Raw genomic sequence first — 13,210 nt, 5'->3', positions numbered from 1 at the left:
CCTTCCGTACCGCGTCACGCAGATCGCATTTGGAGGAACGGGCGAAGTCGTGTCGCAATTCGGTCGGTTTCGACAACGGACAGCTCCCGGACCCGCCCCCGTTCGGTATCCCCCCCGGGAAGCGTTCCTGCGACATGAAAGTGCACGTGCGGAATGGTTTGATGAGCCGGAACGCCATTGTTCTGCCACACCGCAATCCCGGGCCTCTTGTCGGCAGCATCTATCGCTCGCGCCGCCTGCCTGACGGCCTTCATCAGCGCCGCAGCCTCATTGTCCTCAAGGTCAAGTATCGTCTCGCAATGCCGCAGCGGCACTACGAGAAGATGAGAAATACCGCGCTGTTCCCGAGTTACAAGCGTTGCAGTCAAGCGGTCGCAGCCAAGGATTGTATAGGGACGAAGTCCAGAGAGATACTCGCAGAACGCGCACCTAGTAGCCTCAGGCGCTTCGATGTTGTCCGTCGCCATTATGACGGTTTCAGCGAAGTGAGGAAGTCCTGAAACTCAAGCATGTCGATACGATTCAGATCTTCTGGACGCACGAATATATCCAATCGTTCACAGACTCTTTTTTGTCTGGATGCGAACATAAACGATAGAGCAATAAATCGGATCGAGTCCTGGGCGGGAAGAACCTGGGAAAGTCGGGACTGTCCGCCACCTATGATAGGTATAGCCACCGCCTCACCGTTCGTAGTCTGGCGGACGGCTTCCCAAAGGTTCATAAGACTGCGCCACAAGCCGTCGATGTCGGCCTGTGCATTGTTGTTCTTGTCCATCGCCGAATACGCAACACAAAAGTAGTGCGTCCGATGATGACGTAGAACGGCGATCGTTCCTACCGGGTAAGTCGTCGTTTTACCTGGCTTTTCGATCGTTCCACATGACTGAACTCCACCAAGCGCCCTGTTCAGGTCCTGATCGAGCGCGTCTTGATCTTGCTTGTAGACCTTCTCCAGAAACTGCCCCTGAACACTGCCGCGCTGGATAATATGTGGCACGGCCGTATCAAACGTGTTGGACATCCCGATCACTAAGTTATCAGCGCACTCAAACAGGTTGCCGGGGATTAAACGGATCTCTGTCTTGGGTGCCGAGTACTTCTCCTCGACGGGACGTGGCCAAGAACGCACTGCGCCGATGATCAATGCGATAAGCACGACCGCGAGAATCACAGGAAAGTTGAGTTTGGAGATAGCGTCCGGCTTAATGACGTCAAACAGGCCAAGCAGCATCGCCTCGACACCGACGACCGCGAAGACTCGCAGTCCAAATCGAGCCCAGAAACGCCACGTCCCCAGATCGCGCAATAGTCGACGACTCACAGGCCGACCTTTGCATAGTGATCCGGGTTGTAGTAATGCGGGCCCGCCACGTCTCCGGCGTTGAAGACGGGCACATACTCATCTAGGGCATACTTGATGATTGCGGGCTGAAACGAGACAGACATAGTGTAGTAGTTGGCGTCTAGAAAAGGCTGAGGAATAAAGCTTCTCTCGACTGAACGACTTCCGCCCAGATTGACGATAACCACCGGCAGCCCCAGTTGAATAACCGTGTCAACTTCATAAGCCAAGAACGAGTATCCGTCGCCGCCTTTGCGGCGACCCGCACTACTCCCGAGCAAGACAACTTGCTTGGCAGTGTTTGAGATACGCTCTCGCAACCGGCGCTTGATCTGTTCACGCGAGCTAGTATCGCGGGCTACGTAGAGATCGTGGGCATCGAAGAATGAGAAGTCGATGTTCGCATTATCACGCCAGGCTTCCATCATCCGATAGCAATGGATGTCTTCGCTGGCGAAGGCTACGTACGTCTTGTTCCGGTAGCTCAAGCCCTTACTCCTGCGTTAGTTGAATCACTCCCGAAATGCTGCGTACGACAGCCTCTCACAAAGATCATCGCGCAGCCTGACGCGCCAGTCTACCCGAGTCAACCAGCAATCTCGAAGCCTGTCGGCACGGGTAGGACGGGCTTCGCGTCGTTCGTCATGCACCTTCGGACGCTCCATCGTCAAAGATTCCCGACGAACAGTCGCTACTCGTCAGGCCCAAACATCCGCATGTCACCTACCGGACCTGCCGGCGCTGAAGAATTACGGGCAAAGCTATCGCGACTTTGCCTCGTTCTCCCTCCGGCGCTCTACTACGAGTGTCAAGGCTTCCGAAAGTTCTTTTGCGACACCTCCTTCTTGATTGCACATCGACGTAATCTCGTGATCGAGGACAGTCACGTGGCTGGCAATGAATTTGAGCAACGTTTTCAAATCCTCGTACGTCGAATGCAGCAGGAGTTAGGCATAGACGACCCCAACTGGTGGTGAGCGCTTGTGCGACGGCCCAGGGCGCAGATCACGTCCCGTGATCGCCGAACGTTTGCAGCCAGAGCCGGCCGGTGCCCCGGGCTCGATGCGTGGTTTCGCGGCCACATGGTCCGGTTGCGGACAGGATCGCCGGACCCACGCTGCCGCTGGACGGCAGACGCGGTCCAGGTCGAGGGCGGGTAGCCAGCGCTGGACCCAGTCGGCGAGGGGCGTCCGGGCGGCGGCGGGGTCGATCCAGGCACCGCGCCGCCGGTTGGTGGTCATGTCGGAGAGGTAGGCGTGGGTGTCCTCGGCGCTGTGGAATCCGCCCACTGAACTTGTGCCGCCCGCGGTCTGCCGGTAGCGGACCCGCCACGAATGTTGTCCTGATTGCTCGGCCCATGCCATGACGACCTTCGAGAGTGTGATGTTGCTGGTTGTCCCGATTTGGGAGGTGGGTACCGCTACATCATGAGGTCAAGAGGGGCCTGAGACTATGACGGGACTGGATCGAAGATCACTTCGTAGTCGGTCTGCCGAGTTTTTCTCGTTGAGCGTCTGTTGAGTCATGAGCGCTTCCTATTGCTGTGGCCAGTGCACGGTGTGCATGGGGCCAGGGGATGCGTTCCTGCTCGAGAAGTAGTCCGTTGTCATGATTGGCGGCGTGGTCGACTAGATGCTCGTACAGTTGTTGTTCGGTGTCGGTGAGATGGGGAAGCGATTTGCGTTGAGGGCCTGCACCGTCGACTGAGAGGTGTCGGAACTCTTCCAGTGTCGTCATGTCCATGAGCGTTGTGTTGACGGCGATACCGTAGCCACGTAGATCGTTGACGAATTGGAGTCCAGGTGCATCGATGTCTCCCCAATAGATGACTCGTCGAGCGGTTCGCACCCAGGCGATTTGAGCGTAGTAGGAGACACTGAAGCCGTGGCCGTGGAGTACGACGACATCGGTGTGGTCCTCCGTTATTGCGTATCCGGTTTCTTTGTTTTCCAAGATCACCACGGTGCTGGGTACGTGTTGCCATCGGTTGAGGTCTTCGACACTGGCAGCTAGGTGACGCATGCCCGCCAGTTGCGCTCGTAGTGCGGGGTCGAGTAAGGCGACCTGGACGAGGTCTGGTGGAATGCGCAGTCCGAGCCGTTCGTGTAGGCGTCTGCGCCGAGGCACGGGTGTTGTTTCGTCGTCGGCGGCGTCGCTGGTGCCGAGTAGGGCGAGTACGAGGTGGGCGTTTTTGGCGAGCCATTTAGTGTCGATGCCTTCGATGGGCAGCTGGCGCAACAGCATCCCGGATGTTGGGTTGGCTTGCAGCCAAGTGACTGTCGTGACTAATCGCAGGTAGTCGCGCTCGCCCATGTCGTTGAGGCGGCGAATAATGCCGGTGAACTGGGCCTCTGGGAATCTGTGGTACAGCGAGGTCAGACGTCTCCCACAGCGCTGCCATGTTTGTTGGGTGTCGGCGTGGGCGGCCGCCACTTCGCGCGGGTGACCCAACACCAGTGTTTTCGGCATCTTGTGTGTGCCGGTGGGGAACCGCGAGCTGGTGTATTCGATCACTCCGGGGCCCTTGTAGGCACGCCATTGCTCTGCCCAGGTGTGGCAGGCGATCGGGTCGGCTGATCGTTGTGTTGTAGTCGGTGGCTGAAGGCTGATTCGTATCGGCCAAGTCCCCGTTTGCCGGGCCCAGTCCGGGTACTCTTGGACGAAGCGCCTGCGCAGTTGTTCGATGACGTCGTCAGGCTGCCGCACCCGTGCCTCCGTCCGACTCGTCAGTGCGGCGAACCGCAAGGTCGCCGAAGGTGGCCATGGCCGCGTTGGAGTGGCTTCCCTCGGTGGTCATGCGCTTTTCGACGAGGATCGCCTGCCCGATGAAGGGTTCAACGATGCCGGACATGCGGATGGGTGCGGCGATGAGTAACTGGAACCCGAACTCGTCGAAGGCCGACAAGGCCTGTCCGGAGAAGGTCTCGTCGGACTTGCTGAACGCTTCGTCGAGCATCAACGGCGCGAACCGTGGGCGGCCGTCGGAGTCGTCGTCCGCCAGGTTGTAGCTCAGGGCGGCGGCCAGACAGAATGCGACTAACTTTTCCTGTTCGCCACCGGAATTGCTGGCGGTGTTGCGATAGGTGTACACGGTGATCCCATGGGAATTCTCTTCTCTGCCGTAGAAGGCGTAGCTGGTGCGCACGTCTAGCACGTTGCTGCGCCATTGGCGCGACGCTGCGTCGTCTGCGGTGAATCGGGTCATCAACTCACGCACACGTTTGAACTGTGCCAACGCTTTATGTGCGTCCCGCTGTGCGGCTGGGGCGTTGCTCAGCAAGGCGTCCACCTTGCGCTGGAACTCCTTGACATCGTTGGAGGGGTTTGCTTTGAATGCGATTTGGAGGTGGGTGTCCGGGTTGAACTTGACTCGCCGGAGTCCGTCGTTGACCATGTAAACGCGACGTTTGATGTCGGTGGCAGCATTTTCGATCTCTCGTTGCAGCATACCGATGGACGGGACCATGTCCTCGGTAATGATCTGCTGGAACTGTGACATCGCTTCGGGCAGTCGTCGTTGGACGATCTCTTCGTGCAGGGCTGCGAAGTCGCCTCCCGAACGTTCGATGTCACCGCTGGCATCTGGGGCAAAGTCTCGCCAAGACTCCAGGAAGCGGTCCACGGCTGTCTTGACCTTCGTGAAGGAATATTTGCCGTCGGCTTCGGCAAGGTCGCGGTGGCGTTCGAGTGCCTTGCCGAACGCGGAGCGAACCTGCCGCATTGCTGCCGGGTTAACGGGGATTTCGATGTCGGCGAATATGCGGTCGAGGTAAGTACGATCTTCGTCGTCGGCGATGGTGTGTGGTTTGGGTAGTTCGTGTTCATAGGTGCTGAGCAGCTGTGTGTGCTGCTGGCCGTATTCCGTAATCTTGGATTTGGTGGTTGAACAGAGTTCCGACGCGGTTGTCCAGGTGGTCTCGGCGTCGTCGCGGTCTCGTTCCAGTCGTTGCAGGTCGACATTGCTTGCCTTGATCTCGTCGATCCGTTGTTCAAAATCCCCGGCATTGCGCTTGGATGTCCAGTGGTCCAGCTGAGCCCAGGTGTCGTAGTCGGCGATCTGGGTCGCGGCCGTGATCCTGGACTCCAGGTTCCGGTAATTCACGTCGAGTTCGTCGGCCGCCTCGAGGGCTTGTTCTTTGGCCACGGCCAGTTCGGTGACCTCGATCTCGAGGGCTGCGCGCTTGGCCGCGGTATTGGCGCCGAGAACGTACGATGAAGGGTTGGTTAGCTCCGGTCGGTCGTCCTTGCGATAGTGATTGCCCGGTAGTTTGACCGTGCCGCGGACGGTCACGGCTATCCGGTGTTGTTCTAGATCGCGGGCCGTTTCGACGCACTTGTGCTCGAACTGACGCGCCAGTTGCCCAGCCAGCCACGGTCCACTGGGATGGTTGGTGTCTACAGTGAGCTTGCCCGCCAGAACGTCAACGGGTGGTTGATGTCGGTGGGCCGAGGTCGCCGTCACTACGCTGTACTCGACAATGCCGCCCATGTTGTTGTTGTCGATAAACTCCCGGACGACATCTTTGTGGACGTCGGGCACCAGCATCCGCATGGCGTAGTTGCGCAGTACCTTCTCCGCGGCGGGGCGCCATCGCTCCTCCCCGTCCACGATATCGATCAGCTCCGCCGCGTATGGCAGGTCGGACACCGGGACGTTGGTGGCTTGCGCGATGTACTCTCGGCGCTTACTTTCTCGTTGCGGGATAAGCGATCCTGCGGTCTGCAAGGCAAGTAGCTCGGCGGCTTTCGAGTCGTGTAGCCGACGCGTGTCTGCTAGGGCGGCGAACGTTGTGTGCCGGTCTGGCTCGATCTTTTTCTTGTCGGCTTGTGCCTGGTGCAGGATCTCCGGTACTTCCTCACGCAGTGCGGTGAAGGCGGGTTCATCCTCGGGGCACCGCCGTTCCAGCCTGGTGACGTGGCTGGCGTAAAACCCGTATGCGCTCTCGCGAGCTGTGGCCTCGTCTTTCGCGGCCTGCAGGCGGACCTTGAGTTCCTGCATGGCCTGTCCTTCTCGGCGCAACTGTTGGTCGAGCGAAATGAAGCTCTGGTAAGCGTCGTTCTTGGCCTGTTCCTGTCCTGTGAGCCGACGGTCCAAGGCGTCGATGTTTAGGTCCAGACGGTCCATGTCCTCTTGGAGCACTCGTAGGTGCACCTCGCGGAGATAGTGGTCCATGGGAGCGCCGAGAAGGGCTGCGGCGCGGTTGCCCGTTTCGCGGGATTTCTGGTATTTAGTCCAGTACTCGGGTACGTCGCGCAGCACGTGTTCCTGTGTGTGCGCTCGGCGCGCGGTTTCGTATGCGGCGTTGAGCGGGGTAAACGAGTCAAGCATTTTCTGTGCTGCGCCGAATGTCACTGGAGTGTCGAGCATGTTGCTGCGGATGAACTGGTTCAGGTCGCCGACGTTCTTCATGGATTTGGCCTTACCCAGCAGCGACAGAGCAGTTTTCGAGGTGCCGAGTCCAACGCGTTTGGCCAGGGCGCGCATATAGTTCGCTTGGTTATCGGGATAGTCCGCCGGGTACGTGGCTTTGAGCCAGCGTGTGTTGTACTCCTGCGCGGCCCACGTCTCGAGGACTCTGAGATCGAAGTGCCCGTCGTGTAGTTGGTGCATCGTCTTTATCGAAGCGCCGTCGGTTTCGGCGCCGGTGAACCACTTGACTACGACTGCGGTGGTGACCGCCCCCAGTCCGTCTTCGTATGTGGCGCCGACTGCTGACCAGGTCGTTTTCCCGCCGCGCAGGTACTGCACGTGGGACTGTTCGTGCTCGTCGTCGTTCTCTGACCAGGCGCCGCGAACATAGTCGGTGACACTGCGGGTGCCCTGTTTGGCGCCGCGGGCGGTCAGGTCCGCTGAGGCGTTGAACCGATGGTCGTTGGTGGGTAGGAGTGCGATGGAGTGAGCGTCCATGAGGGAGGACTTTCCTGACCCGGACGGACCGGTAAGTAGCATCCCGCGCTCGTCTATGGGGAAGTCTTTGTAGCCGCAGAAGGTGCCCCAGTTGATAACCTGCAACCGGGTGATGCGGAACTGGCCCAGGTGAATAGTACGGCTGCCGTTGACGGTTTCAGGCATCCTTGTCCTCTTCTGCTGGGGTGTTCGTGGTCGGGTCGGTGTCGGCTCCGTGGGGTAATTTGCCCCGGGCGATCGCCTTGTATCGCTGATCGAGTGCGGCGACCCGTTCCGCGGTGAGAATGGACGTGATCACGCCGTAGATGATGTAGCGACTGGTGTTCTTGATCGGTTTGATGATCACCGCGTCGTCGAGTGCCTTGATCGCTGATTTGATCTTCTTCTGGAAGTTGGCCTCGTCCGTGTCGTCGGCCCGCTTGTAGGCCATCATGTGGTCGATCATGTCCGCGGTCTCGACGATCGGGTTGTCCGGGGAGATCACGTATTGGTGGTACAGATACAGCGCCAGCGTGCTGGCTGCGAGGCTGAGCGTCCTGGTTCGCAGGAGCGTGCGGCTGTGGGGACTGGGATCGTCGGCCTGTCGGGTGAAGGCGTACCGGTGGTCTCGGTTTACCTCAAGGATGAGACCGAGCTCTGACAGTCGGCGGCGCAGTACGTCCTCGAACTGCAGTACGATCGGCCAGTGTCTCGTCGACTTGTCGGTGACGTGCGGGGCGGCGACCAGTTCCTGCAGTGCCCAGCACACTTCGGCGGGTAGTTCGCTGCTGTCGCCCACGAAACGCGGGTGGAGATCTCCGTCGCTGATCCGGGACCCGATGCCGTCGTGGGTATCGTCGAACACGTCTGACGGATCAAGTGCGACTTGGGTGGTGGTCGTACCATCGTCCTCGTCGAACAGGTCGTCGGAGAACACATCCCCGAACGGTGGAATGTCGGTGTCAGTCATCGGCGACACCTTCTAGAAGAGTGGGCTGAGACCACAGCGGTGGACGGTGCGCGGGCGGGGCGACGAGGTCGGGAATCAGTTCGCCGAACACCAGATAGGGGACGGTGATTTCTCGTCGACCGCGCCGTGTGTGAGCCCAGACTGTGGTTCGCGCGGTGTCATCGACGTCCCCGAAACGGGTGGCCAGTGACCAAAGGCCGATGATGTCCCCGGTGCGCGGCTTGGTCAGCTCTTCGAGCACCTCGGAGAGGGTGGCGAAGCCGCTTCGGGCATCCATCGCCGAGTGCACTGCCAAGCGTAGTGCGGCCCAGTCGATAGATTCCTGTCCGAGCAGCGTGGCGGGATCGATCTCAAATTCACCGCTGGAGTCGGTCACCGGGTCAGGCAATGCGAAGTCGCCGTCATCAAGCCGCACACGACCTACCGATTTGGTCTGCACCCCGCTCATTGGGACGACGAACCCGATATCGCGGCCGCCGTGCGTGCGCTGGAAGGCTTCCGCCGCCGAAGCCTGAGCTTCGTTGATCCGGGTGCTCATACTTCGGTAGTGCAGGATGTCCCCTCCGCGGACGAAGTTACTCATGCGGCGGAAGGCCACCGCGCGGGTGTCCTCCACCTCTTGGACCCGGCACCACACCGCGTCGATGAACCCATCCAAGAGTTCGGCCAGATGTGATGGCAACCCATTGACGCGGCTCACGATCTCGGCGATGTCCGACTCCAGCTGCGCCCGCTGGGTGGGGACAGCGACGACGGTGGCGAAGGCTCGAAAGGCCTGCCCTTCCGGAGACTCGGCGATGACGTTGTGCCCGTCGAACATCCGTTGCAGCGACTCGGCGAACTGAGCAGGGTCGTCGCTCAGACTTTGCCGCAGCAGTGCCGCGGTGTTGGCGTGCATCTGCTCGCCGTACCGGGCGACGTCCGGAGGGATACGTTCCACCAGCTGAGCGAGCGTGCCGACCTTATCGACGAGGTTCGCGTGATTGACCTCCGGGGATTCGCCCCTGTCCAGCGCGTCGAGCTGGGCAACGAGGACCTTGAGCTGTTCCTTCAGCACGCTTCGCCTGGCGTTTGGATCAGGGTTCGCCTCGATAGCGATCTGCCTCATCTCGGCCATCACCATCGATAGGGCCGACTCGGTGGCAATCGAGGTCTGCCGCTGCAGGTTGCGCATTTGCCGCACGGCCTGTCCTGCCCCCGAGGCCAGTTGGTAGCGCTCAACGCGAGTTTGTGGATCAACGCTGCGATACACCCATCCCTTCTTGGTCCAGCGGGTCAGCAGCGTGTCGGCATCCAGGGTTACCTCCGTTGCAGCCTGATCACCAGTGGAAACATTACTGCGCAGTAACGCGGGGAGATCGGCGTCCATCTGGGCGGTGAGCGTCTGCCCATCGACCACCTGACCGTCCCCCAGGTGAGCCGCCATCAAGGCCAGGTGGAGCAACGCGTCCTGTGACCGCAGCAACGACATCGTCACGTCGGCTGTAGCACTGGTGCGGAACTCGTGAAAAAGGTGCTCAGCCGACGTTTTCGCCACGCCTCAGTTACCTTCCCGCGTCACCGGACAGGGCACCAGTCGGTGACCGCTTTCTGACTGTAGACACGAGGTCCGACAATCTCGTGCGTCGAACCCAATATCGTCGTGTTGCGAAGTGCGACGGCTACTCCATTTGTGTGACACACACATCCTAGGCAATGATCAACACGATGAGATTCACCGAATAAGTCGCGCTCGCGGCCTCCAGTGTTACTTGAGCGGGTTCGGGCGCGGGTCCGTTGGCGGTATTGCTGATGGTGGTGGTGATTTCGGTGCCGACTAGTGGTACTGGTGATCACGGTGGGTGCGATGACGTCGAACGACAAGTTCTTCCAACACAGACCGGTGCAGTGCTCAAGCACGGCATCTTGCGGCGTAGATCCGTCATGTTCGCTTTCAAGACAGGTTTCACCTCGAAAGACGGCCGCGTCGTGTATCTCGATGGCTTTGCCGGTCCTGATCGCTACGCGCCTGAGGATGGAAGCGCCGAGGGTGCTGAGGGATCGCCCTGCTGGCAACGAACCCGCACGGGTGGAAGAGTGGAGGTGACGGTTGCAGTGCATCTCCGTCGAGCGCGGTCTGGCGCAGGGGATAGATGATGTCAAGCCGGGCCAGTAGGGCAGTCTGGCGATGTGCAGCGATCGACCACTGGTGCGGCCTGATCGGCCGTGAAGATCCGCGATGAACTACTGTAACGGCCCCAAAGACAGAGCAGCGTAGCCACGGTTGATGACGATGGAGTGCCGGACTTCACGCGGTTATGCCTGGAGCAACCCTGGAGCACACGGGCGTGTTGAACGGCATGGAAACGGTGCCAACGGCAATCAAGGGCAACGTTTGACTACCGGATTCTCGTCTTGCTACCGTTGACCTGCGAACGGAGAGTAGCCCTAATCTCACTGGCAGTGAGGGGGTCAGGGGTTCGAGTCCCCTTAGCTCCACAGCTTTCATGATCGCCCGGTCTGCGTGTTGTCGCAGGCCGGGCGTTGTTTTTAGGTGCACCGTAAATTCGTCCATTGTGGATTCCGCTTCAGTTACTGTTCAGTAGGTGGAGCAAAACTGGAGCAGTGTGGGGTTCCGGGCGAAATGGGGTCACCAGAACTGCTCCACCTCGGTCGCCCGTATGGGTGGTTCTGTTGAGGCGTTTTGGGCGTTGACCTTCGGTGCGGTGGGGTAGCCGTGCGCCGGCGCTGGCCCGTGGGCGGCTGAGGGCTGCGTTTCATGACTGCTGGGGTGAGGTGGTTGTGCGCCAGGTGGTGTTTTCGGGTGGGGTGGTGTTGTCGGCGAGGGCTTTGTTCCAGCGGGTTTGGAGGCCGTGGAGGAGTCGTTGTTCGACGGCGGTGGCGACGTGGGAGTAGGTCTGTTGGACTTTGTCGGCGAGGACGTGGCCGAGGCGGAGGGCTTGGGCGATTTCGGGGACGCCATCGTCGATGAGCCAGGTTTTGTGGCTGTGGCGCAGGCCGTGGAAGGTCAGGCCGGGTTTGATGGGGTGGAGCCGGTGGGCGGGGTTAGTTATGTGGGTGTTGCCGTCGGCGGCGGGGCGGACGGCGCGGCGGCTGAAGTTGCTGCGGCGGTGAAGGTCGTGGTTCGGGGTGACGAATACGTGCGGGTGGCTGTGAGTGGCCAGGTGGGCGCGGAGCAGCGGTACGAGGAACGGGGGCAGGGTGATAGTGCGGGCGGACTCCTCGGTTTTGGGTGGTCCGAGGTAGAGCGGCCCCCGGTTGGGTTCGTGCAGGGCGCCGTGGTCGGGGTCGACGACGAGGAATCCGGTGTCGCCGTCGACGAGGTGCAAGTGGTGGCGTTGCAGTCCGACGAGTTCGCCCCAGCGTGCGCCCGTCCAAGCCGCGGTGACGAACAGGACGGCGCCGGCGGGGCCGTAGATCCGGGCAATCTGGTCGGCGATCTGCAGGACTTCGGCGGGCTCCGCCCACACCTTGCGTGGCGTGCGGTGGGCGCGGCGGCGGCGCCCGCGGCGGCGGGCGTGGATGGGGTTGGCGGCGATGAGTTTCTCGTCGGCGGCGTCGCCGAGGGTGAGGGAGAAGCATTTGATGATGCTGTCGACAGTGGTCTTCGCCAGGCCGGAGGCGCGGAGGTGTTTCTCCCACGTACGGACTTGTAGGTTGGTGATGTCGGCCAGCGCGGTGCTGCCCCAGCGAGGGAGGACGTGTTTGGTGAGGAAGCTGCGGTAGTTCTCCTCGGTGCGCTGATCGATGTCGAGTGAGGCGAGCCAGTCCGGCGCCCAGACGGCCACAGTGATCCGCCCGGCGGCCGGATCGATCCAGGTTCCGTGGCGTTGAGCGACCTCCATGTCGGCGATGTGGTCGTTGGCTGCGGTGCTGGTGGGGAAGCCGGGTATGGAGCCGATGGTGCCGTCGTCGCGCCGATACCGCACGCGCCAGGTGGTGTCTGCTGATTGTTCTGCCCAGGGCATGGTGAACTCTTTCGCAAAGGTGAGGGGGTCACGATCACAACGACATCCATGGACGCTCCACAACCGACAGAGAGCAACCCGATGCCGCGGAAAATCTCTGGCGTACAAGGAAAAGACTCGATGGTTGCCGCGAATCATGACCGGGATGGCCGGCGTGTCCGTCGGCCGCCACGCCGTGGGTGCGTAACGCTGGGACGGTGGCCCGCTGCGGCGATCTGCTCCAGGTCGGTTCGCGAGAAACGCAAGTGCTTCCCCAGCAACGTGCACGGAATCGCACGCATCCCAGCTTGGCGTCGTAGCCAGGACTCCTTCACAGCGAGAAGCTCACCCGCCTCAGCCGGGGTGAAGAGAAGCTGCGGACACGACGGCCAAGCCTCGCCGCCAGCGGCGGCACCGTTGCGGTCCGTCAATGCTGAGTCGGAGTCGGAGCCGGGAATTGGCAGCGACGCTCCCGGCGTAGCCGGAACGACATCACCGAACCCGTGGACGGAATTCTGGTTGTGCGGGGCAACGGGACCCGAACGGTCGATCATGACGATGGCCTCCGTGAGCGGTACAACGCCGCATGCGCGGTTGTCGGTTTCGCCGGGCAATACCGAGAAACAGCTCATTTGGAGACATGTATATGCCGAAACGTTACAAAGAGTGCGCTTGCCCTGCCGGCCAATGAAGTACCTTCACGGTGTTCGAAACGGCAGTGTCGGTGACGGCCTCCCAGGCTAGGTCTTAAGAATAAAGCCAGTGGGTCGTCGTGGGATGAGTTCCCACCGATGTGTGTGGTGTGGTGACGGGGCCGCGTTGCCTCGATCGGCGGACGACGTGGATGTCGAACCCACGACGAGCGTGCGAGGTCGCCTGCGCTCCGCGGGCGTTGCCCTGCGAATGCTCCTGGCTTCCTACGGGACGCTAGGTGTACCTGGCCAACATGTTGGTGACGGTGTGTCGGCTGGATCATGGGTGAGGTCGTTCGCTTAGGACAGAGATGCTGACGCCGGGCAGGGATGACTGCTGCCCATGTCCGGTTGCCTCTTCTGTGACCT

General features: G+C 60.8%; 9 protein-coding genes and 1 tRNA gene. 1 reads left to right on the top strand and 9 read right to left on the bottom strand.

The window, feature by feature from the left end:
* Nucleotides 1–14: 14 nt before the first annotated feature.
* The 8 genes from D0C15_RS35740 to D0C15_RS16855 form a co-directional block, all read right to left on the bottom strand.
* Entirely contained in the window at nucleotides 15–467 is a 453-nt protein-coding gene (locus D0C15_RS35740) for an HIT domain-containing protein (RefSeq protein ID WP_091675983.1), read from the bottom strand.
* A complete protein-coding gene (locus D0C15_RS16885) occupies nucleotides 467–1,324 on the bottom strand; it encodes a macro domain-containing protein (RefSeq protein WP_143101910.1) in 858 nt (285 codons plus the stop codon). The genes D0C15_RS35740 and D0C15_RS16885 overlap by 1 nt, the downstream gene beginning before the upstream one ends.
* Complete coding sequence (locus D0C15_RS16880) at nucleotides 1,321–1,833, bottom strand: TIR domain-containing protein (RefSeq protein ID WP_116046424.1); 513 nt, start codon at nucleotides 1,831–1,833, stop codon at nucleotides 1,321–1,323. The genes D0C15_RS16885 and D0C15_RS16880 overlap by 4 nt, the downstream gene beginning before the upstream one ends.
* A 459-nt stretch (nucleotides 1,834–2,292) precedes the next feature.
* The gene (locus tag D0C15_RS16875) at nucleotides 2,293–2,709 is read right to left on the bottom strand and encodes a hypothetical protein (RefSeq protein WP_116046421.1); all 417 of its coding nucleotides are present in this window, start codon (nucleotides 2,707–2,709) and stop codon (nucleotides 2,293–2,295) included.
* A 109-nt stretch (nucleotides 2,710–2,818) separates the two neighbouring features.
* The gene (locus tag D0C15_RS16870; protein ID WP_162830107.1) at nucleotides 2,819–4,051 is read right to left on the bottom strand and encodes a Wadjet anti-phage system protein JetD domain-containing protein; all 1,233 of its coding nucleotides are present in this window, start codon (nucleotides 4,049–4,051) and stop codon (nucleotides 2,819–2,821) included.
* Nucleotides 4,038–7,418: an ATP-binding protein gene (locus D0C15_RS16865; protein ID WP_091675994.1), complete on the bottom strand. Its 3,381-nt coding sequence runs from the start codon at nucleotides 7,416–7,418 to the stop codon at nucleotides 4,038–4,040. Before D0C15_RS16865 ends, D0C15_RS16870 begins: the two co-directional genes overlap by 14 nt.
* Nucleotides 7,411–8,202 carry a DUF4194 domain-containing protein gene (locus tag D0C15_RS16860; RefSeq protein ID WP_091675996.1) on the bottom strand — a complete coding sequence of 264 codons (792 nt, stop codon included), beginning with the start codon at nucleotides 8,200–8,202 and terminating at the stop codon, nucleotides 7,411–7,413. Before D0C15_RS16860 ends, D0C15_RS16865 begins: the two co-directional genes overlap by 8 nt.
* Nucleotides 8,195–9,739, bottom strand: coding sequence for a DUF3375 family protein (locus D0C15_RS16855; protein ID WP_091675998.1), 1,545 nt, complete (start codon nucleotides 9,737–9,739; stop codon nucleotides 8,195–8,197). Before D0C15_RS16855 ends, D0C15_RS16860 begins: the two co-directional genes overlap by 8 nt.
* Nucleotides 9,740–10,618: 879 nt before the next feature.
* On the opposite strand from D0C15_RS16855, the gene D0C15_RS34145 reads away from it, so the two are divergent.
* Nucleotides 10,619–10,680, top strand: a tRNA-Ser gene (locus tag D0C15_RS34145).
* A gap of 278 nt (nucleotides 10,681–10,958) precedes the next feature.
* On the opposite strand, the gene D0C15_RS16850 is transcribed toward D0C15_RS34145, so the two are convergent.
* Nucleotides 10,959–12,170, bottom strand: a complete 1,212-nt coding sequence (locus tag D0C15_RS16850; RefSeq protein WP_116046415.1) for a tyrosine-type recombinase/integrase — start codon at nucleotides 12,168–12,170, stop codon at nucleotides 10,959–10,961.
* Between the last annotated feature and the right edge of the window lie 1,040 nt (nucleotides 12,171–13,210).

This window comes from Amycolatopsis palatopharyngis, from assembly GCF_003385185.1.
In the GTDB taxonomy this organism is placed as follows: Bacteria; Actinomycetota; Actinomycetes; order Mycobacteriales; family Pseudonocardiaceae; genus Amycolatopsis; species Amycolatopsis palatopharyngis.
This window is presented reverse-complemented; position numbering and strand designations above follow the sequence as displayed.